The sequence below is a fragment of the Mesorhizobium sp. WSM4810 genome (assembly GCF_055811235.1).
This window is the reverse complement of sequence record NZ_JBVVQV010000005.1, coordinates 60,218-80,410: the sequence shown is the minus strand read 5'-3', so window position 1 is coordinate 80,410 and position 20,193 is coordinate 60,218. Positions and strand designations below refer to the sequence as shown.

General features: G+C 64.0%; 18 protein-coding genes. 4 read left to right on the top strand and 14 right to left on the bottom strand.

Going from position 1 to position 20,193, the window contains the following annotated elements:
- The first annotated feature begins 20 nt into the window (after positions 1-20).
- The 4 genes from AC0L3O_RS09420 to AC0L3O_RS09405 all read left to right on the top strand — a co-directional run bounded on the left by AC0L3O_RS09420 (position 21) and on the right by AC0L3O_RS09405 (position 5,076).
- Positions 21-1,055 (top strand): ABC transporter substrate-binding protein, encoded by a 1,035-nt coding sequence (locus tag AC0L3O_RS09420; RefSeq protein WP_287171807.1) that lies wholly within the window; start codon positions 21-23, stop codon positions 1,053-1,055.
- Between the two features lie 280 nt (positions 1,056-1,335).
- Positions 1,336-2,874, top strand: coding sequence for a sugar ABC transporter ATP-binding protein (locus AC0L3O_RS09415; protein WP_287281918.1), 1,539 nt, complete (start codon positions 1,336-1,338; stop codon positions 2,872-2,874).
- Positions 2,871-3,839: an ABC transporter permease gene (locus AC0L3O_RS09410; protein ID WP_473615441.1), complete on the top strand. Its 969-nt coding sequence runs from the start codon at positions 2,871-2,873 to the stop codon at positions 3,837-3,839. The genes AC0L3O_RS09415 and AC0L3O_RS09410 overlap by 4 nt, the downstream gene beginning before the upstream one ends.
- A gap of 256 nt (positions 3,840-4,095) precedes the next feature.
- Complete coding sequence (locus AC0L3O_RS09405; RefSeq protein ID WP_023800493.1) at positions 4,096-5,076, top strand: ABC transporter permease; 981 nt, start codon at positions 4,096-4,098, stop codon at positions 5,074-5,076.
- 42 nt (positions 5,077-5,118) lie between these two features.
- On the opposite strand, the gene AC0L3O_RS09400 is transcribed toward AC0L3O_RS09405, so the two are convergent.
- From AC0L3O_RS09400 to AC0L3O_RS09335, 14 genes are all read right to left on the bottom strand, one after another.
- The gene (locus AC0L3O_RS09400) at positions 5,119-5,553 is read right to left on the bottom strand and encodes an FKBP-type peptidyl-prolyl cis-trans isomerase (protein WP_077381007.1); all 435 of its coding nucleotides are present in this window, start codon (positions 5,551-5,553) and stop codon (positions 5,119-5,121) included.
- Between the two features lie 796 nt (positions 5,554-6,349).
- Positions 6,350-7,156, bottom strand: a complete 807-nt coding sequence (locus AC0L3O_RS09395; RefSeq protein WP_128168630.1) for a cytochrome c oxidase subunit 3 — start codon at positions 7,154-7,156, stop codon at positions 6,350-6,352.
- Entirely contained in the window at positions 7,153-8,727 is a 1,575-nt protein-coding gene (locus AC0L3O_RS09390; protein ID WP_473615440.1) for a cytochrome c oxidase subunit I, read from the bottom strand. The genes AC0L3O_RS09395 and AC0L3O_RS09390 overlap by 4 nt, the downstream gene beginning before the upstream one ends.
- Complete coding sequence (gene coxB / locus AC0L3O_RS09385; RefSeq protein ID WP_473615438.1) at positions 8,724-9,506, bottom strand: cytochrome c oxidase subunit II; 783 nt, start codon at positions 9,504-9,506, stop codon at positions 8,724-8,726. Before coxB ends, AC0L3O_RS09390 begins: the two co-directional genes overlap by 4 nt.
- A 47-nt stretch (positions 9,507-9,553) precedes the next feature.
- The gene (locus AC0L3O_RS09380; RefSeq protein WP_023800498.1) at positions 9,554-11,167 is read right to left on the bottom strand and encodes a GMC family oxidoreductase; all 1,614 of its coding nucleotides are present in this window, start codon (positions 11,165-11,167) and stop codon (positions 9,554-9,556) included.
- Entirely contained in the window at positions 11,164-11,712 is a 549-nt protein-coding gene (locus AC0L3O_RS09375) for a sugar dehydrogenase complex small subunit (RefSeq protein ID WP_473615437.1), read from the bottom strand. Before AC0L3O_RS09375 ends, AC0L3O_RS09380 begins: the two co-directional genes overlap by 4 nt.
- 323 nt (positions 11,713-12,035) lie before the next feature.
- Positions 12,036-13,160 carry a D-alanyl-D-alanine-carboxypeptidase/endopeptidase AmpH gene (gene ampH, locus AC0L3O_RS09370; RefSeq protein WP_473615436.1) on the bottom strand — a complete coding sequence of 375 codons (1,125 nt, stop codon included), beginning with the start codon at positions 13,158-13,160 and terminating at the stop codon, positions 12,036-12,038.
- A gap of 488 nt (positions 13,161-13,648) precedes the next feature.
- Positions 13,649-15,148: a helicase HerA domain-containing protein gene (locus AC0L3O_RS09365; protein ID WP_473615434.1), complete on the bottom strand. Its 1,500-nt coding sequence runs from the start codon at positions 15,146-15,148 to the stop codon at positions 13,649-13,651.
- A 105-nt stretch (positions 15,149-15,253) separates the two neighbouring features.
- Positions 15,254-16,486 (bottom strand): arsenite efflux MFS transporter ArsK, encoded by a 1,233-nt coding sequence (gene arsK / locus AC0L3O_RS09360; protein ID WP_473615433.1) that lies wholly within the window; start codon positions 16,484-16,486, stop codon positions 15,254-15,256.
- Entirely contained in the window at positions 16,483-17,910 is a 1,428-nt protein-coding gene (locus AC0L3O_RS09355; RefSeq protein WP_473615431.1) for an FAD-dependent oxidoreductase, read from the bottom strand. Before AC0L3O_RS09355 ends, arsK begins: the two co-directional genes overlap by 4 nt.
- Before the next feature lie 51 nt (positions 17,911-17,961).
- Positions 17,962-18,282, bottom strand: coding sequence for an ArsR/SmtB family transcription factor (locus tag AC0L3O_RS09350; protein ID WP_127315183.1), 321 nt, complete (start codon positions 18,280-18,282; stop codon positions 17,962-17,964).
- A 77-nt stretch (positions 18,283-18,359) separates the two neighbouring features.
- Positions 18,360-19,076 carry an arsenical resistance protein ArsH gene (gene arsH / locus AC0L3O_RS09345; protein WP_473615540.1) on the bottom strand — a complete coding sequence of 239 codons (717 nt, stop codon included), beginning with the start codon at positions 19,074-19,076 and terminating at the stop codon, positions 18,360-18,362.
- 4 nt (positions 19,077-19,080) lie between these two features.
- The gene (arsC, locus tag AC0L3O_RS09340) at positions 19,081-19,503 is read right to left on the bottom strand and encodes an arsenate reductase (glutaredoxin) (protein WP_473615430.1); all 423 of its coding nucleotides are present in this window, start codon (positions 19,501-19,503) and stop codon (positions 19,081-19,083) included.
- Positions 19,500-20,189, bottom strand: a complete 690-nt coding sequence (locus AC0L3O_RS09335) for an aquaporin (protein ID WP_128168639.1) — start codon at positions 20,187-20,189, stop codon at positions 19,500-19,502. Before AC0L3O_RS09335 ends, arsC begins: the two co-directional genes overlap by 4 nt.
- Positions 20,190-20,193 lie beyond the last annotated feature (4 nt).

The following is a 20,193-nucleotide window of genomic DNA, read 5'->3' as shown; positions in this document are numbered from 1 at the left end:
CAAGGTGGAGGAAGACTGAAATGAAAAAATATCTGGCAATGGTTCCGCTGCTTGCCGGCGCGGCGTTTCTGGCTTCGGTGGGCATCTCGTCCGCTGAAGCCAAATACACGATCGGCGTCTCCAACACGGTGCAGGGCAATGGCTGGCGCGAGGAGATGATCTGCGCCATCAAGGCGCAGGCGCTTGCCTCCGGCGAGGTCACCAAGCTCAACATCGCCCATCGCAACACCGACGCCGCCGGCCAGCTCGAGGATATCCGCAACCTGATCAGCGCCAAGGTCAACGCCATCGTCGTCAACCCGGCCGATCCCGCCGGCATCAAGTCAGCGCTTGAGGAAGCCACCAAGGCCGGCATCGTCGTCGTCGCCGTCGACCAGGCGGTCACCGAGCCTTCGGCCTACATCATCTCCAACAACCAGGAACAGTATGCCTATCTCGGCGCCAAATGGCTGTTCCAGCAGATCGGCGGCAAGGGCGACGTCGTCTATATGCGTGGCGCCGCCGGCGCCTCGGCCGACAGCGACCGCGACAAGGGTTTTAAGAAGGCGCTTGCCGAATTCCCCGACGTCAAGGTCGTGCATGAGGTCTTCACCGGCTGGCAGCAGGACCAGGGCAAGCAGCAGATCCTCGACTTCATCGCCACCGGATCGCCGTTCAACGGCATTTGGACCTCGGGCATCGACAATGTGATCGTCGATGCGCTGGTCGAGTCGCAGACGCCGCTGGTGCCGGTGGTCGGCGCCGACAATGCCGGCTTCGTCGGCCAGCTGAACTCGGTCGAAGGCCTTGTCGGCGCGGCGGTGACCAATCCTGGTTCGATCGGCGGCGCTGGCGTGACCCTGGCCCTGCAGATCCTGAACGGCAAGAAGCCGGCGGAGCAGACCGTTCTCGTCGAGCCGCAGCTGTGGGAGAACGCCACCGAAGAGGGCAAGGCCAAACTGAAGGGCGTCGCCGATCCGTCGCTGAGCCCGGAATGGCCGGTCTCGATCTCCATTCCGGAATGGACCACCTACACCAAGGAGCAGATCATCGCCTGCAAGGGCCCAGGCGAGTAAAGATGGCTTCGAGCCGTAGCGCGAGGACGGCGAACTGCCGCTCGCTATGCGATGATTTGATTGGTTGGCGCTCTACGGCGCCCCCCTCTGTCCTGCCGGACATCTCCCCCACGAGGGGGGAGACCAGCCGTCACCAATGCTTTGGCCAATCTTCGGCGTTGCAAGAAGAGAGCCGGCGTCAAAGCTGCCAATCTCCCTCCTTGTGGGGGAGATGTCCGGCAGGACAGAGGGGGGCGCCGTAGAGCGCCGGCAATAGAGTTTCTGGAACGAGAGCAACGCGATGACCACCAACCCTCTCCTGGACGCCACCGGCGTCGTCAAGACTTACGGCGCAGTGGTGGCGCTGCGCAACGCGTCGCTGTCAGTTCTGCCGGGTGAGGTTCACGCGCTGATGGGCGCCAACGGCGCCGGCAAATCGACGCTGGTCAAAATCCTGACCGGCGCCATCCGCGCCGATGCCGGACGTATCCTGATCCGCGGCGAGACGCGCGACGTGCGCTCGCCCGCCGATGCGCGCCGCGCCGGCCTGCTTCCCGTCTACCAGGAACCGTCGCTCATCCCCGATCTCGACGTCGCCTCCAACCTTCGCCTGACCGACACGCCGGTCGAGCCGTTCCGCGCTTGGGTGCGCGAACTCGGCATTCCCGACCTCGACATCCGCGACATCGCGCGCGACATCCCGCTGGCCGTGCTGCGCGTGCTCGATCTGGCGCGCGCGCTGGCGGTCGAGCCCGACGTTTTGCTGCTCGACGAGATGACCGCGGCACTGCCGGCGAACCTTGCCGAAAAGGTGCTTGAGGTCGTTCGCCGCCAAGGCGACAGCGGCCGTTCGGTGATCTTCATTTCCCACCGTTTCGTCGAGATATCGGCGCTTTGCGACCGCGCCACCGTGCTTCGCGACGGCGAGACTGTCGGCGTCGTCGACATCGAGCCGGGCGTCGAGGAGCGCATCGTCGAGATGATGCTCGGCGCCAGGATCGAAAAGACGCGCGTGACGGCGCGCCAGGCGGGCCAGGCCGCTTCGCCTGGGGATAGCCGTCCACGCCTCGGTGTGGCGAACCTTCGTGTCGGCACCAAGCTCAACGACGTCTCGTTCGATCTGGTGAACGGCGAAGTCGCGGGCGTCGTCGCGCTCGAGGGGCAAGGCCAGGACGAGCTGTTCGCTGCTCTTGCCGGCTCGATCCGGCCGTCCGGCGGCACCATCGAAGTGGACGGGCAGCCGGTGAAATTCGCGCATCCGGCCGATGCGATCCGCGCCGGCATCGCCTATGTGCCCGGCGACCGCACCGAAGCGCTGACCATGCAGCGCTCGGTGCGCGAAAACATCGCGCTCCCGTTCAGCGCCGCCTTGCGCAACTGGGGACCGATCAACATGGCGCAGGAACGCTCAAGGGTCGTCAGCGCGATCGAGCGTCTGCAGATCGACACCCGCGCCCAGCGCGAGGTGCAGCGCCTGTCCGGCGGCAACCAGCAGAAGGTGACGATCGCCCGCTGGATCGCCGCTGAAGCACAGACCATTCTCTGCTTCGACCCGACGCGCGGCATCGATGTCGGCACCAAGCAGGAGATTTACAAGCTGCTGCGCGAACTCGCCGACCAGGGCAAGTCGGTGCTGTTCTATACATCCGAACTCGAGGAGGTGCAGCGTGTCTGCGATCGCGTCATCGTCATCTTTGGCGGGCGTGTCGTCGATGTCTTCCCCGTCGAACTCGCCGACGAACCGGCACTGATGCGCGCCGCCTACGGCTTGCCGCGCGGCGCCAAGGTGGACGTCGGCATCCTTGCCGACATCCACTCGAGCCCGGTGGCGAAACCTTGACCCGCCTCGTCCGTCGTCAGGGCTGGGTCGCCGGCCTGCTCGTCCTGTTCGTGGTCCTGTTGGTGATCACCAGGCTCATCCAGCCGGGCTACGGCAGTGGCGATTTCGGCTCGCTGGTGCGCGCGGTGCTGCCTTACGCCTTTGCCGTGGCCGCCCAGACGATTGTCGTCATCGCCGGCGGCATCGATCTTTCCGTCGGCGCGATGATGGCGCTGACCAGCGTCACCGCCGCCTCGATGATGGACGGCGCCAGCGAGGAATACGCGCTTTTTGTCGTTCCGTTCGTGCTGGCGATGGGGCTGGTGCTGGGCGCCGTCAACGGCATGCTGATCGTCGTCACTCGCGTGCCCGATATCGTCGTCACGCTGGCCACCCTGTTCGTCCTGCAGGGCGCGGCGCTGTTGGTCCTCGGCGCGCCCGGCGGCGCGGTGGCCGAATGGCTAAGGGCGACCATCGTCGGCACCGTCTCGATCCCGGGCTTGCCAGAAATCTCTGCCTGGATACCGAAGGCGCTGGTGCTTCTTGTCGTCTGCCTGTGCATCATCTGGATACCGCTCAAGCGATCAAAACTCGGCCTGTCGATCTACGCCATCGGCAGCAGCGAGCTCGCCGCATTTCGCAGCGGCGTGCCGGTCGCGCGCACCAAAATTATCGCCTATGCCCTGTCGGGGCTTTTCGCTGCCATGGGCGGGCTGGCGCTGACCATGAGCACAGGCATCGGCGCCCCTATTCCCGGCCCCTATCTTCTCGCCAGCGTGGCGGCGGTGGTGCTCGGCGGCGTCGCGCTTGGCGGCGGCAAGGGCGGCCTGCTCGGCCCGATCGTCGCCGTCTTCGTGCTGCGGCTGGTGCGCACCGACCTGACGCTCTTGGCCATCGATCCCAACGTCACCGCAATCATCGAGGGCGCGATCATGGTCGCCGTCGTCATGTTCGGCGCCTTTATTACGATGAGGGGGCGGCAATGATGAGCAATGGCGCAAGGCTGGTTTACGGAGTCGGCGATCCACGGCGCCCCCCTCTGTCCTGCCGGACATCTCCCCCACTTGGGGGGAGATTGGACGGCGCGACGGCTTTCGCCAATTGTCGACGTTGCAAGAATGAGCGAGGCGCCGAAGCTGCCAATCTCCCCACCCGTGGGGGAGATGTCCGGCAGGACAGAGGGGGGCGCCGTAGAACGCCATCCTCTCCCGGCATCGCGCCACCCCAATCGCGAGCAACCTCATGAGCACAACCGCGATCCAACCCGTCCCCTTCGGCCGCCGCCTCAAGCGCTTCATGGCCGACCGGCCGCTGATCCCGCTGATCATCCTGCTGGTCATCCTGGTGGTGGTCCTGCAGATCCTGCGCCCCGGCATCGTCAACGAGCGCTGGCTCGCCAACACCGTCAAATTCGCCATTCCGCTGGCAATTCTGGCCGGATGCCAGACCATGACCATGTTGACCGGCGGCATCGATCTGTCGGTCGGAACCGTGGCGACGATGAGCGCCTTCATCATGGCGACGCAGGTCGTCAACCATGACCCGGCGGTGGCGATCCTGATCGCCTTGGTGCCGGCGGTGCTGATTGGGCTGGTCAACGGCATCGGCGTCGGCGTGTTTCGCGTGCACCCACTGATCATGACGCTTGGCACCAGCCTGATCGGCACCGGCTGCCTGCAGGTCTATCAGCGCACCGTCATCGCTTCGGGCGCCAAGATTCCGCCCTTCCTGGCCTGGTTGGGCACTGGCCTCACCTATGGCGTGCCCAACGCGCTGCTGCTGTTCGTGCCCATCGCCGTCCTCATCGTCTTCACCTTGAACCGCACCGGCTTTGGCCGCCTGCTTTACGCAGTCGGCGACAATGAAGGGGCGGCACGCCTGTCCGGCGTCCGCTACTGGCAGGTCATCACAGCGCTCTACGTCATCTCCAGCGTGCTCGCCGGCATCACCGGCCTGCTCTACATCGGCCTGATCAAGGCGCCGTCGCTGTCGCTGGCCGAACCGCTGGTGCTGCCTTCGGTGGCAGCCGCGGTGATCGGCGGCACCTCGATCTTCGGCGGCCGCGGCGGCTACACCGGCACCATCATTGGCGCCCTGATCCTCACCGTGCTGACGACACTGCTGACCATTTTGCAGATGCCCGAAGGCGCACGGCGGATACTGTTCGGGCTGATCGTGCTGTTCGTGACGGCGGCGTATTTGCGGATCATTGAGGATCGGTAGGGGAAGCGCTGGAGCCGGGGCCTCTTTTGACGGAAGCATAGTCTACGCCGCCTGAACGATCTCGACCAGTTCAACGTCGAACACCAGATCCTTTCCGGCCAACGGATGATTGCCGTCGAGCTTGACGCTGGCGTCGTCGACGCCGACGACCGTCACCTGCATGGGGCGCCCTTCGGGGGTTCTGGCCTGCAATCGAGTGCCGATATCGACGTTGATGTTGTCCGGCACCCTGGCGCGGTCGACGGTCATGACCGCTTCGGGGCGGTGGGGACCATAGGCGGCGTCGGCGGGAACGGTGACGGTGCTTTTCGCGCCGACCTCCATGCCCTCGACATGGGTCTCAAGGCCGGGGATCACTTGCCCTTCACCGAGCTTGAATTGCAGCGGTTCGCTGCCGGAAGAATCGAATTGAGTGCCGTCGGCTAGACGTCCAGTATAATTGATGCGCACGGTGTCGCCATTCTTGGCCTGTGTCATGGCAGTCATCCTTTGGGATTTTTGAGGGACCGGCCAGAGTTCACGGTCCCGTTTTCGATCATCCACGCACTAAGGTGCGCGGCGCGAAACTCTAAAACTAGGGGCTTGGCTGCCGATGTAAACCCAGAATGCCAATTCAGCCACCTGCGTAAAGACAAGTCGCGGAGGCGGACTGGGATCTGTTCGCCAAGGATCTGGGGCGCGCATTTTCGAGCATGTCGTGGCGACAGAGATTGCGAAGACTCTGATCGGCCACCCACCCCGCGGTTTTTGGCGTTTGCTGACGTTGAGCAACGTCAGCTTTCGCCCAAGCGCATCAACCTTCAACAGCCAAGCTCCCCTGCTCCGCCTCCCCCGCATTAGGATCCCCCGGCGCCGTCGCCGGTCACCTGGCTCGTGTTCCAGCCGCGCAAGCCATGGCGAGTCGCTATGGCATCGTGCACGGAAGACGCCACCGCCTTTACGGCAAGTTCGGGATCAATTGAATGACCTCTGCCATTGCGGCCCTCATCCTGAAACGCAACGTGCCTTTAGGCAAAACCACGGCCGCAATTCTTTTGCAACTACAGCTTGAGATATGCTTGGTCATTGATGATCGAGGACGGGAGCTACTACACTACTTGATCCTGCAGGAAACTGATCGACCATGGAGTAAGGTCACTTCCGCCAGAGGCAGCTCTTCTGGGTGCTTTTAAGTTTGCTTCTATGCAACTTTGAACCGCGAAGGCCGCCCTCAGCCGGCTCCCAGATATGTTTCAGCAATGCCGATGCTAGTCGACGTCGCGTCGGTACGCTCCTAGCTGGCCCAAGCGTAGAAGACGGCGAACAGCAGAAGCCACACCGCATCGACAAAATGCCAGTACCAGGATGCCGCCGTCGTGATGAAGCCGCCGCCGCCGGCTGAGCGCGCGCGGATCACCCGATATGCGGCGATCGACAGCAACAAGATGCCGATAACGACGTGCAGGCCGTGGAAGCCAGTCGTAAGGAAGAAGATCGAGGGATAGACACCGTCGCGGAATCCCACCGAGGCGAGGCTGAATTCCCGAAGCTGAAGGCCGACGAACACGCCGCCGAGCGCGATCGCCACGGTAAGCCCGATAGCCGAAAGCTGCCATCGCTCTTTCAGAAGCCAGTCATGCGCCGCTGCGACGCAGACCCCCGACGCGAGGAGGATCACTGTGTTGAGAAGCGGGCCGCCCCAAGGGTCGTCGGGGCGCATCGGCGTAGGTGGCCATGAGCTGAACCCCGCGATCTCCGGATAGATCGCGTATCGTAGGTAGACGGCGAACAAGGCGGCGAAGAACGCTACCTCGGACGCGATTAAGGCGATGATCGCGATCCTCGGGCCAAAGGTGTTTTGCGGACCATTCGCACGCTCACCACTCGTCGCCCGCGACCACGCTGTCAGAGCGATGAACAATGGCAGAAGCCCCACCGCGATCACGAGCGGACCGAGTACCGCGATGCTGCCGGCCAGCGTGCCGAACAGCGACGGGTGGAAGAGCGCGAGACCGGCGCACGCTAGCAGGAACAGCGAGACAGCAATCGCGACAGGCCATCGGCCATCCGTGCCGCCGACCTCGGTGACAGTCTTGCTCACGCGCCTGCCTCCGCGCCCGCCGTGCCACGCGGACGCGCCATCTCGGGATCGTCATCCCATTCATGCGTGAAAGCCGGGCCCCACACATCGCGGGGGGCCGGCGCGCCACGCCGCAGCGAGACCGCAAGCATCACCAGGAACAGCAGCGTGGAGGCGAGCGCGAGCACAGCGCCGAGCGACGCAATCATATTCCAGCCCAAGAAACCGTCCGGATAATCCGCGATGCGCCGTGGCATTCCTGCCAGTCCGAGGAAATGCATCGGGAAAAACAGAACGTTGGTGCTGATGAAGAAGCACCAGAAATGCAATCGTCCAACCCACTCCGGGAACATGCGTCCGGTCATGCGCGGGAACCAGTAATAGAAGCCCGCGAAGATCGCATAGGTCGCGCCGAGGCTCAGCACATAGTGGAAATGCGCGACGACGTAGTAGGTGTTGTGCAGCACTTGATCCGCGCCGGCATTGGCAAGCACGATCCCCGTCGTGCCGCCGACCGTGAACATGATGATGAAGCCCAGCGCCCACAGCATCGGCACGGTGAGGCGGATCGACCCGCCCCACATAGTGGCAATCCAGGCGAACACCTTGATGCCGGTCGGCACCGCGATCACCATCGAGGCCAGCGTGAAGAAGGCACGCGGCGCGAAGCCGCCACCGACGGTGAACATATGGTGCGCCCAGACGATGAAACCCAGCGCCGCAATTGATGCCATCGCCAGCACCATACCGGGATAACCGAAAATCGGGCGACCTGAGAACCGCGAGACGATCTGACTGATGATGCCGAAGGCCGGCAGGATCATGATGTAGACCTCCGGATGGCCGAAGAACCAGAAGAGGTTCATGAACAGCATCGGGTCTCCGCCGCCGGCTGGATCGAAAAAGGCGCCGCCGAAATTGCGGTCGGCAAGCAGCATCGCCAGCGCGGCAGCCAGCACCGGCATGGCGAGAAGCAGCATGAGCGACGAAATCAGGATCGACCAAACGAACAGCGGCATGCCGAACAGCGGCAAGCGATCCTCGCGCATGTTGAGGATGGTAGTGACGAAATTGATCGCGCTGATCACGGAAGAAATGCCGGCCAAGTGCAGCGCGAGGATCGTCATGTCGACCGATGGTCCGGGCTGGCCGTCTATGCCCGACAGCGGCGGATAGAGGCTCCAGCCGGTACCCGTTCCGTCGCCGACCAGCAGCGACCCGATCAGCATGATCAAGGACAGTGGCAGCAACCAGAAGCCGAGACTGTTCAGTCCCGGAAAGGCCATGTCGCGCGCACCAATCATCAGCGGGACGAACCAGTTGCCGAAGCCGCCGATCAACGCCGGCATCACCATGTAGAAGATCATGATCAGGCCATGCGCGGTGATCAGCGCGTTCCAGGACTGGCCGTTGACGACATAGTCCATGCCCGGCTGCGCCAGTTCGAGCCGCATGTAGCCCGAGATCGCGCCGCCCAGCGTCCCCGCCATGATCGCGAATCCGAGATAAAGCGTGCCGATCGCCTTATGGTCGGTGGTGAACAGCCAAGCCGCAATCGACCGGCACGCGCGCCTATGTTCGGTGGCGCTCATTTCGCCACCTGCGCTGATATAGTCGCGGCGCTGACCACCGGATATCGCGTTGCAGCGTCCCGCACCCAGGCGTCGAAATCAGGCTGCGCCATGGCCTCGATCGCGATCGGCATGAAGGAGTGATTCAGACCGCAGATCTGGTTGCACTGCCCGTAATAGACGCCCGGCTTCTCGACGCGTGTCCAGGTTTCGTTGAGGCGCCCGGGCATGGCGTAAATCTGTAGGCCCAGTGCCGGCATGAAGAAGGAGTGCACGACGTCCGACGATGTCACCTGTATGCGCACGACAGCGCCGACCGGGACAACCATGCGATTGTCGACCGCTAGCAGACGCGGTTCACCGGCCGGAACGGAGGCCGGCGGCAACATGATGGAATCGTATGCGAAGCCGCCATTGTCGGGATAGGAATAACGCCAGAACCACTGATGGCCGCTGGCCTTTATCGTCAACTGTGCGTCGGGAATATCGCTCTCATAGGCGAGCAGCTGGAGCGACGGAGCGGCGATCGCGCCCAGCACCAGCACCGGCACGATCGTCCAGCCGAATTCCAGCCAGGGCATGCGCGTGACTTTTGACGCCGTGGGGTGCCGGCTCGCCCGGAAGCGCAAGAGCGCGAAACCGATCAGCATGGCGACGAGCGCGACGATGCAGACGCCGATCAGCAATATGTGGTCGTGCAGCGCAACGATCCGCTCCTTCGTCTCCGAGGCTGAGACGCCGAAACTTGTCTGCCAGTTCGCCGGCGCCTGCGCCAAGCCGTGCCGTGCGTCGAGCATCATTGCGGAGACAAAAAAGAGGAAAACAGTGCCCCGCCCGCGCATGACATCTACGCCTTCAGCAGGGAGATGAGATGCGCGCCGAGGCGCGCACTGAGCGCCGCAATGGTGAGCGTGGGCGCATTCGCCGTGATGGACGGGAAGACGGACGAGCCAACGATGTAGAGGTTTGGATGGTCGTGGCTCTTCAGGTCCCTGTCGACGACCGAGGTGAGCGGGTCATCTCCCATGCGTGTCGTGCCGCCCATGATCGCGCTGTCAGCGATCGGGCCGAGCTGCTTGATCTGCGTGGCACCGAGTGCAGCCATGAGCTTGTTCTGCACATCGCGCGCGACCGCCAGCCCGCGCGCCGTGTAATCGTCAGACTTGAAGGCGATGTTCGGCCGCGGAATGCCGATCCCGTCCATCTGATCGCTCAGCGTCACGCGATTGTCCGGATTGGGAAGCATTTCGGCAGAGCTGCCAATGATCAGCTCCCGCGCGACGTGCGAACGGACTGCCGCCTTCAGCGCATCGCCGCGCAGGCCCTGTTTGATGAAGGTCGTCGCAGCCTGGAACGGACCGACCGCCCGCGCCCAGCCCTCATTGGAAGGCGAGATGCCGATGGCCGCACGCTCGTTGCGGAAATCGCCGTCCCGAAGCTCGGCAATGCCACCGGTCGAGACCGGTCCGCGATAGGTGAACACGGGATCCCTGGTCAGTCCCTGAATGCCGACATCGATCTGCGACAGCAGATTGCGGCCGACCTGGTCGGAACTGTTCGCCACGCCCGTCGGCGCATTGTCTCCCGTCGAAAGCAGTAGCAGCTTTGGCGTCTCAATAGTATGCGCCGCGATGACCACAATTTTTCCGGTCGCGCTGCCCTCGCTGCGATCCGGGCGACGGTAACGCACTTCGGCAATGCGTTTGTCCGGACCGACGACTAGCTCGTGCACCACGGCCTGCGGCTCGACATGCGCGCTGGCGCGCTCCGCGATGGCGAGATGATGCGTCGCGTCGTACTTCGCCTGGATGGGGCAGATCGGCACGCAGCTCGCATTGCCGCAGCATTGCGGGCGGCCATCCCGCCACACCGAATTGCGCGCCTGTGGAAATGGCAACACCGAGTAGCCGAGCGCCTTGGCAGCGATGCCGACCTGCTTGTCGGCATAGGTCATGGGGATCGGTGGCATCGGAAACGACTTTGAGCGCGGCGCGCCGAAATCGGCGGTGTCGTCGCCCGCGACGCCGATCTCTTCCTCGGCGGCCTGATACCACGGCTCCATGTCGCCATAGGCGATAGGCCAATCGACGCCGACGCCGAACTTCGAGTGCATCTTGAAATCGTTTGGCCGGAACCGCGCGGCGAGCCCGCCCCAGTGCCACGTGGTGCCGCCGACGATCCTCGCCTGCTGTCCCCTAAAGGTGTCCGGCCCAGCCTCGACATAGTAGGCGGAGAAGTCGGATTCTTCCGGCTGCGGCGCATAGGGCTGGTCGGGGTAAGGCGAATTCTGGCCCTTCGCGGACGAGTACTGGAATCGTGTCACAGCGGTGCCGCGATCGACGCGCGGTCCCGCCTCGAGGAACAGCACGCTGAAGCCTGCTTTCGCGATAGCCGCGCCGGCAAGCGCCGCGGCTACGCCTGAACCGACAAACACGACATCGGCGGACGCCGGCGCGGTCATTCGGAAAACCGTCCGGGCGGCGGTGCGTTCGCCCACGCGCCAAAATTCGTGTCGCATCGCGTCGGCGGCTTGGTGTAACCGCAGGCATGCCAGACGAACGCATCGAGATAGGTAAGGACGCGTTCTTCCGAGCCGTGCATGATGCTACCCGTATACCAGGCTTGGATGAGCGATTCCGACAGCGGTTTCAGCCCCGCCGACGCAACCGCGCTGTCCCATTCTGTCTCGGGCTGTTCCGTCACGATCGCATGCAGTTTTCCGAGATCGGCGGCGTCAGCGGAGAATGCCTGCAGGAACAATTCCGGAAGCGTGGCGTCGCTCGGCGACATGCCCGTCAGTATGCCTGTCAATTCGCGAAACGCGCCGAGGTCGATCGCGCTGCTCAAGGCGACCTGGCTACGGGCCGCGGCGGGCAATCCGAAGAATGCGCCGAGCGTCGAGACGGCAATGAGAAGCTCGCGTCGCCGCACTGTTGCCGGCGCAGAATGATGCGGCGCCGGCTCACCTACCTGCTTGGGCAGACGCGCATCGTCACTGCCAGCCATCGGTACCCTCAAGGCGAGCCTCTGCTGAAACAACGAGGCCGCACGCTTATCTGAAGCTACGGCTCAATCTGAGCTTGGTCAATCGACCCTTTCAAGCTCAGAACAGTCGAGCCAGAGAGCTCCACATTTGAGATCTAAAGCGCCGCTTGGGCCTGACTTTGCACGCGGCGACCTATCATGCGGTGGTCGTCCTTAGGAGGGGATAGCTAAGCCGTCGGCCGGAAATAGCCGATGTCGAGCTTGCCTTGCCACCAAACATGCGGTCCGTCAGGCCCCTCCACAGCGTTAATCATCGCGCACGTTCCCCCTGATCAGCGCGAAAATCAGCGTGGAGCGATCTCTGCGACGAGATCGTTCGTCGTCTTGACCCCCGCCATGAAGCCGGCGGCATTGAATTCGTTCATGACGAAGAAAGCGCCGACGCCGCGTGTCGGTGCAATCGCAACATAGAGAAACATCCCTTGCAGGCCGCCGCTCTTCTGGAGGATGAGCGGGCTATGCTCGGTGGGGAGCATGATGACCCATCCGAGACCCATGGCGTCCATCGGGCCGCCGTCATCCAGCCCCACCACCGACGCGAGCCCGTCCCGGTACAAAAAAGCCGCGTGGTTCAAAAGCCGCAGCTCGGCATCGGCCGCAGAAGGCTTGTTGTCGACATGCCAGTTCATCCAGCGCAGCAGGTCGTCCGCGGTCGAGTACAATCCACCGGCGCACTCCATGGCTGTGCTCGTCGGCACGATGGGCATGGCGCTGCCGTCGAAGTTATGGCCCTGCATCAGGCGCGGCTCGTCCTCCGGTCTTGCGTTGAAAACCGTGTCTTTCATGCCGAGAGGATCGAGGACACGCTCCCGAAGGAGCTCGGCATACGGCTTTCCAGAGACATTCGCGAGCGCCGCTCCAAGGAGGTCGTATCCGAAGTTCGAATAGAGAACGGCGGTGCCCGGCGCGAACAGCAGCGGATTGTCCTTGAGGGCGGCAATCTGCGCCTCTTTGGTGTTCGTAGAGAAGGGGTCGGAGGGGGGCGCCTCGGCCACTGGCACCTCCCGCGGAAGGCCGGAAGCTTGCGCGACGAGATCGATCAGGCGAAGGGCGCGGCCATCCTTCTCAGGGAGCGTGACGTCCCAGCCAAGGCGATCCTGCAGCCGGTCGGTGAGCTTTACCTTGCCGTCGATCGCCAGCGAGGAAAGTGCACTGCCGCAGAACACTTTGCTCACGGACGCGATGCGGAACATTGTGTCGCCGTCGGGCACTTTTTCACTCCCGTCGGCAATCTTGCCGAAACCGGCCAAGGCCGTCTCGCCGTTACGCACGGCGCCGAAGATCAGGCCAGGCACCTCGGTGGAGAGATATAGGATCGTACCGTTGAACTGCACCGCTTCCGTCAGCAGCCTGTCCTCGGCATGCCCATAAGAGGGAACGGCTGCGATTGCCGTCAAAGCGATGGCCATAAGTCGGCGCGATCGAGACAAACGCATTGCCGAAATCCTTTGAGGAAGCTGCAGAATAAAATCTTCGGAAAAAGGGCCGCCGCGTAGTATCTTACCATCTCTCCAGAAGCAGGAGATGTCAACAGAATGAACCGAAGGGGGTAATCGGCAGCGGTAGCGTAGTTTCGGCGGCTATTTGCGCTACAGTCCTGCCGTATTTCTTGTCCTTCGTCAGTTGATCGGGGCTGATCTCTTCCTTAGCAAACCGACTCGCGGGTAATTTAGAAGATATGTGAAGCGCCGTCGGCAGGAGGGAGTGCTGTAGCGTCGAACAACTTACAATAGGCGGATCTGCGTCGCGCCAATCGTCGTCGTATGATGAAGACCGGGCAGAAGAGCTGTGGCGGGCCAAGGCCCTATCTGCGCAAAAAAGACTCGCCGCTGTACCTGCCGCTTGGCCATACATCGCCTTGATGCGTGGCATTTCCCTTGCGCGCTCGGCCGCCGCCTCACACAGCCAAACGCCCCTGCTCCACCTCCGCAGCACCGGGGTCGCCCGGTGCCGTTGCCCAGGCGAGTTCCACCAGCGTCACGATCCGCCGACCAAGCCCATCAAGCTGGCACACGATCAGCCCCTGCTCTTCGATATAGGTCAGCAGTCGCCGGGCGCGGCGCAGCGAGTGCGAGCCGTAGGCGCGGGCGATCGCCGCATCGCTCGGGCAGGGCCAGCCTTCCTTGGCGGCGCGGGCGATCATCATGAACACGCCCTGCATATCCTCGGGCAGCAGCGAGGCGCGCGCCGAGACGTCCTGCCAGGCGTCATCCCCTGCCATGTCGGAGCCGACGCCGGCGCGGGCGCGCGTCAGCATGCGGCGAAAGGCGGGCAGGTCCGGCACCACCGAGGCGAGGCCTTCTATCCGGCAGCGGACCACGAACTCCTGATAAAGCACGCCGATGACTCGGAAGCCCGCGTCGGGCTGCGCCAGAACGGCGCGCAGGACACGGTCGACGCGCTCACGCCGCTCCGCCAAATCCTCGGCGCTGATCGGCGGCTCCGACGGTTCGGGGCGGATTTCCAGCGCCGCCGACTTCGCCGCCATCAGCTGATCGAGAAGGTCCGGCGACGACCGGCGCTGCGGCCGGACAGTTTCCGGTGGCGGTGCTGCCAGGATAATGGCGCGTGCATCCTCAAGGGCTGCTTCCGGCAGCGGCATCAGCCGCGGCGTGCCATTGCGCGGACTTGTGTCGGTCGGGCCGATGCGCAAGCCGAGCGGACGGCGCGACAGCGCCGGGCCGAGCGCCATGAATTGCCCGCGCTCCAGGTCGCGAAAAGCCTCCGCCTGGCGCCGCTCCATGCCCAAAAGGTCGGCGGCGCGCGCCATGTCGATATCGAGAAAAGTCCGGCCCATGAGGAAATTGGAAGCCTCGGCGGCGACATTCTTGGCGAGCTTGGCCAGCCGCTGAGTGGCGATGATGCCGGCAAGCCCGCGTTTGCGGCCTCGGCACATCAGGTTCGTCATGGCGCCAAGCGAGAGCTTGCGCGCCTCGTCCGAAACCTCGCCGGCCACAGCCGGCGCGAACAGCTGCGCCTCGTCCACCACCACCAGCATCGGGTACCAGTGGTCGCGGGCGACCTCAAAAAGCCCGCCAAGGAAGGCGGCGGCGCGGCGCATCTGGTTCTCGGCGTCGAGCCCCTCGAGATTGAGCACCGTGGAGACGCGGTGGATGCGCGCCCGCTCGCCGGCGCTCTGCAGGCCGCGCTCGGTATGCTCCTCGGCATCGATCACCAAATGGCCGAACCGGTCGCCCAGCGAGACGAAGTCGCCTTCGGGGTCGATGATGGTCTGCTGCACCCAAGGGGCACTCTGCTCCAGCAGCCGGCGCAGCAGATGGGATTTGCCGGAGCCCGAATTGCCCTGCACCAAAAGGCGCGTCGCCAGCAGCTCCTCAAGATCCAGCGCCGCCGGGGCGCCTGCGGTCGTGTGGCCCATCTCGATCGCAACGGTCATGTCTCGACTCTCCTTAGGGAGAGGGCTTATCAACCGCATCACAGCCCGTCGAGCGCCCATGGCCGGCGGCTCGGTGTTGCGCACAGCTCGACGCGGCGCGCGGCGTCAGTTCGTTGACGTAAGCATCACAGGCGCGAGGGGCTGCCGTCTGATCAGGATGATGGCGAAAAAAGCCAGTATGCCGAGCATGCCTGCTGCAGCGGTGAACCAGAGCGATGGCTGGACGCCCAAGCCTGCCATCGCCATGGCAAGGGCAAATGGCGCAAGGGCTGAAGAGAACTGACGCGCGGCCGTCACCCAGCCGAGCCGGGCGCCGTAGCGCTCCCGTCCGAACAGTTCCAGCGGCAGCGTGCCGCCGACGATGCTGGCGAGGCCCGAGCCCAATCCAAACAGGATGACGAAGGCGATGGCGCCGGCCACCGACGGTGTCGTCGCCAGCAGGACGACAAGACCGAGCGGCAACAATGTCGCGCCGATCACCGCGAGCCAGGTCTGCGCAAGCCGGCCGCCGAACAGCATGTTGATCAGCCGGCTTGCCACCTGGGACGGGCCGAAAAGCGTGGTGACGACAAGCCCGGCGGAGCCAAGCCCGAGCGCCGCCGTCAGCGGCACCATGTGAACGAGGATCGACGACAGCACGAAACCCTCGATCGCGAAGCCGCCAAGCATGAGCAGAAACACTCTGCTGCGGTCGCGCGCGGTGAAGGCAACCGGTCCGCCCGCCGGGCCGGCGGCAGCAGGTGTCGCCGAAGCGTTTTTGTCCGCCCGACGCGACAGCCGCGCCAGCCAGGCATGGATGGGCAGGCAGATGGCGACATTGATGAACGCAAAGGCCAGATAGACCTCGCGCCAGCTCAGGTATTCGTGCAGTGCTGCCGTCAGCGGCCAGAACAGGGTGGAGGCGAAGCCGGCGATCAGCGTCAGATGGGTGATGCTGCGCTGCGCCCTGGCGCCGCCGATCTGGACGATCGCGACGAAAGCGGCGCTGTAGAGCACGAAGGCAGACGCCAGTTCCATCGCCATCAAGGCCAGCACGAAGCTCACCCGGCCGGGTGCAACCGCGCAAGCCACAAGCGCTGCTGCGGCAGCAAGCGAGCCAAAGGCCATCACGCGGCCGGCGCCGAAACGATCGGCCCAGCGCCCCGCTGTCGGCGCAAACAGTCCACCCACCAGCAGCGACGCCGACAAGGCGCCGAAAACCCATTGTTCCGGCCAGGCGAGCTCACGCGCGATCGACGGCACCAGGATGCTAAAACTGTAATAGAGCGTACCGTAGCCGATGATCTGCGTCAGCCCCAACGCCCAGAGCGCGGCAGCCGGGATTTTCCGGTCGCTCATTGAGCGGCGATCTCGAGATCGTCGCTGCGCACTGCTTGCGTGCTGCCGCAGCCGCAGCCCGACTTGCCGCTCGCCTTTGCCTTGGCATCGTCGACACAGCAGGCGTCGACAGCAGCCGGCGCCGGTCCGCCGCAGCAATTTTGGGACGACACGCCTGACAGTGATACCGGCACCGTGCAGACGCCGGTTTTGGGCAACACCAGCTGCACGGCATCGGCGGCCGCCATGTCGCCGGCGAGCGCCGCGGCGACCGAGCGGACCTGCTCGTAGCCGGTCAGCAGCAGGAATGTCGGCGCCCGGCCGTAGCTTTTGACCCCGACCGTGTAGAAATCGGGCTCGGGGTGGCTGAGCTCGCGATGACCATGCGGCGGGACATCGCCGCATGAGTGCTCGTTGGGATCGATGAGCGGTCCGAGCGCCTTGACGCCTTCGAGCCACGGATCGAGGTCCAGCCGGAGCTCCCGGGTCAAGGCGAGATCGGGCCGCTGCCCCGTCGCGGCGATGATCCGGTCGACGGGTCCGAGCGTGCGCAACCCATCCTTTGTCCGGCCTTCGACAGCGAGGCGGCCGTCGACCTCACGGATTGCAACAATGGCAAAGCCGGTCACCAGCCGCACGCGGCCGCTCTCAGCGAGTTGTCGTACATCGGAGCCAAGCTCGCCCCGCGCCGGCAGGGCGTCGGCATCGCCGCCGCCGTAGATGCGGACAAGGTCGGTGCTGCGCGTCACCCATAGTGCCGAAGTGCCCGGTTCGGTTTGCGCAAGCTCTGCCAATTCCAGCAAGGCATTGGCAGCGGAATAGCCGGCGCCGACCACCAATGTCGTGCGACCTGCATAGAGATGACGGTCGCGGCCGAGAACATTTGGGATGCCGTAGGCGAAGCGGTCGCCAAATTCCCTCTCGCCTTCGGCCGGCAAGCCGCCGGCGCCAAGAGGGTTCGGCGTCTGCCAGGTGCCGGACGCATCGATGACGGCACGCGCGCTGTCCCGGCGCGTGCCGTTCGCCGTTTCGACCAGCAGCATGAACGGCCGCGTCTGTCGCCCCTTGCTCAGAACCTTGTCGGCTCCCCAGCGGGAAATGGCGACAACGCGGGCACTGGTCTCGATCGACGGCGCAAGTTCGGCAAGCTTTGGCAGCGGCGCGAGATATTGGTCGACGATTTCATCCGCTGTGGGGAACGCCTCCGGCTCGGGCATTTGCCAGCCGTGGCTCTCGAGAAGTTTTCGGGCGACCGCATCGACACAATAGCGCCATGGCGTGAAAACCCGGACATGACCCCAATCCCGAAGGTTCGAGCCGACCGCGGAACCTGCCTCGTAAACCTTGACCGGAAGGCCGCGGCTGATGACAAGTTGGGCGGCGGCCGCCAGGCCGACAGGTCCGCCGCCTATGATGGCGACCGGAAGATCGTTTTCAGAAACCATGACACCCCTTCTATGTTTCTAGGATTATAGAAATACCAGTCAAAAAAAGAGTTATGCAGCCGCCTCCCCGACAGCCGGGCCGCATGCGGCATCGGCACAACATTCATCGGCAAGAAAGCCAAGGAGATCGTTCATCACAGGGTAATTGGCACGGCAAATCAGCGTCGTTGCCTGGCGTTCCTGGGTGACCAGGCCGGTCAGGATGAGCCGGTGCAGATGATGCGACAGCGTCGACGCAGCGATGCCGAGGGCTTCTTGGAGATAACCGACCGGTCTCCCGGTTTCGCCTGCCCGCACCAGCGTGCGATAAAGCTTCAGCCGCGTCGGATTGCCGAGCGCTTCGAGCTGTTTTGCTGCTTGTTCGAGTTTCATGGAAATAAGGTAGCGCTGAGACAACGCCGCGTCAATAACTATTTCGAAAATTATCGAATTAGCAACCACACCCGCTCTCAAATCGACCGCTGATTGACCCGCTCGGCAACCGCTTCGGCGCTTTCGACACGCTCTGAATAACGGTCCGTGAGATAGGCGGACCGATCGCGCAGGAGCAGCGTGAACTTCATCAACTCCTCCATCACGTCGACGATCCTGTTGTAGTACGGCGACGGCTTCATCCGGCCGGCCTCGTCGAACTCGTTGAAAGCCTTGGCCACCGACGACTGGTTGGGGATGGTGACCATCCGCATCCAGCGGCCGAGGAGACGAAGCTGGTTGACGGCGTTGAAACTCTGCGAGCCGCCAGACACCTGCATCACCGCGAGCGTGCGGCCTTGCGTGGTCCTGACGCCGCCGGCCGAGAGCGGCAGCCAGTCGATCTGCGCCTTCATCACTCCGGTCATCGAGCCATGCCGCTCCGGCGAGCACCAGACCTGCGCTTCCGACCAGATCGACAGGTCTCGCAGCTCCTGGACTTTGGCGTGGTCGGCCGAGGTCGAATCCGGCAGCGGCAGGCCGGAAGGATTGTAGATGCGCACTTCGGCGCCGAGGCGGCGCAAAATGCGAGCGGCCTCCTCCGTCGCGAGCCGGGAGTAGGACCGCTCGCGCAGCGAGCCGTAGAGCATCAGCACGCGAGGTTTTTGGATCGACCGCGGCACGTCGAGCAGCGCCTGCAGGTCGATCGGCCGGAACAGGTCTTCGTCGACGTTCGGCAATGAGTCTTCAGGCAATTGGTCAGGCAACGCGCTTGCCCTGCGCGTCGATGACGATTTCGCCGTCTTCCTTGGTGAACGGCCCGATCTCAGGATTGGGCAGGATGTCGAGAACCGCTTGGGACGGCCGAGCAAGCATAGTGCCAAGCGGCGTCACCACGATCGGCCGGTTGATCAGGATCGGATGCGCCAGCATGAAATCGACGATCTCGTCGTCGGTCCATTTGGGGTCGCCGAGATTGAGCTTGGCGTACGGCGTGCCCTTCTCGCGCAGCAATTCGCGCGGCGTCATCCCCATCGCCTTGATCAGCTCGACCAGCCGCTCGCGCGACGGCGGGTTTTTCAGATATTCGATCACATCAGGCTCTTCGCCGGACTGCCGAATGATCGCCAACGTGTTGCGCGAGGTGCCGCAGTCGGGGTTGTGGTAGATGGTGATGGTCATTTCGCGGCTCTCATCTGTCTGATTGGCTTGGGCTCAGCGAGCAGCCATCCTGCCAAGGCCATGGCAAGCAGCGCGCCCAGCAGCTCGGCGACGATGAACGCCGGCAGGTCTATCGGTCGGATGCCCGCGAAGGTGTTGGAAACCGCCCGCGCGATGGCGACTGCCGGATTGGCAAACGAGGTCGAGGCCGTGAACCAATAGGCCGCCGTGATGTAGAGGCCGACCAGCCAGGGGATGGCATCCGAATGGAAGCGAAGGCCGGCCAGAATGGTGAAGACCAGGCCGAAGGCGGCCACCAACTCCGCAATCCATTGTCCGTTTCCGGTCCGCACGGTTTGCGAGATTTGTAGGATCGGCAGTTCGAACATGGCGTGCGCCAGCAGCGTTCCGGCGACGCCGCCGACAATCTGGGCGATCACATAGGTCAGGGCAGCGTTCGCTTCGATTTCCCGCCGCAGCGCAAAAACCAGCGTCACCGCCGGATTGAAATGCGCCCCGGAAATCGGTCCGAGTATGGTGATCAGCACCACCAAAATCGCTCCAGTCGGCAGCGTGTTGCCGAGCAGGGAGAGACCCACATCATCCGTCAGACGATCCGCCATGATGCCGGACCCGACGACCGTCGCAACGAGCATCGCCGTGCCGAGCGCTTCCGCGACGATGCGGCGGGACAGGTCGGCCGCCATGATA

What these genes read in the sequence shown, in the direction of transcription:
- AC0L3O_RS09420 (WP_287171807.1), top strand. Translation starts at nt 21, where the DNA reads ATGAAAAAATATCTGGCAATGGTTCCGCTGCTTGCCGGCGCGGCGTTT.
- AC0L3O_RS09415 (WP_287281918.1), top strand. Translation starts at nt 1,336, where the DNA reads ATGACCACCAACCCTCTCCTGGACGCCACCGGCGTCGTCAAGACTTAC.
- AC0L3O_RS09405 (WP_023800493.1), top strand. Translation starts at nt 4,096, where the DNA reads ATGAGCACAACCGCGATCCAACCCGTCCCCTTCGGCCGCCGCCTCAAG.
- AC0L3O_RS09400 (WP_077381007.1), bottom strand. Translation starts at nt 5,553, where the DNA reads ATGACACAGGCCAAGAATGGCGACACCGTGCGCATCAATTATACTGGA.
- AC0L3O_RS09390 (WP_473615440.1), bottom strand. Translation starts at nt 8,727, where the DNA reads ATGAGCGCCACCGAACATAGGCGCGCGTGCCGGTCGATTGCGGCTTGG.
- coxB (WP_473615438.1), bottom strand. Translation starts at nt 9,506, where the DNA reads ATGATGCTCGACGCACGGCACGGCTTGGCGCAGGCGCCGGCGAACTGG.
- AC0L3O_RS09380 (WP_023800498.1), bottom strand. Translation starts at nt 11,167, where the DNA reads ATGACCGCGCCGGCGTCCGCCGATGTCGTGTTTGTCGGTTCAGGCGTA.
- AC0L3O_RS09375 (WP_473615437.1), bottom strand. Translation starts at nt 11,712, where the DNA reads ATGGCTGGCAGTGACGATGCGCGTCTGCCCAAGCAGGTAGGTGAGCCG.
- ampH (WP_473615436.1), bottom strand. Translation starts at nt 13,160, where the DNA reads ATGGCCATCGCTTTGACGGCAATCGCAGCCGTTCCCTCTTATGGGCAT.
- AC0L3O_RS09365 (WP_473615434.1), bottom strand. Translation starts at nt 15,148, where the DNA reads ATGACCGTTGCGATCGAGATGGGCCACACGACCGCAGGCGCCCCGGCG.
- arsK (WP_473615433.1), bottom strand. Translation starts at nt 16,486, where the DNA reads ATGAGCGACCGGAAAATCCCGGCTGCCGCGCTCTGGGCGTTGGGGCTG.
- AC0L3O_RS09355 (WP_473615431.1), bottom strand. Translation starts at nt 17,910, where the DNA reads ATGGTTTCTGAAAACGATCTTCCGGTCGCCATCATAGGCGGCGGACCT.
- AC0L3O_RS09350 (WP_127315183.1), bottom strand. Translation starts at nt 18,282, where the DNA reads ATGAAACTCGAACAAGCAGCAAAACAGCTCGAAGCGCTCGGCAATCCG.
- arsC (WP_473615430.1), bottom strand. Translation starts at nt 19,503, where the DNA reads ATGACCATCACCATCTACCACAACCCCGACTGCGGCACCTCGCGCAAC.
- AC0L3O_RS09335 (WP_128168639.1), bottom strand. Translation starts at nt 20,189, where the DNA reads ATGGCGGCCGACCTGTCCCGCCGCATCGTCGCGGAAGCGCTCGGCACG.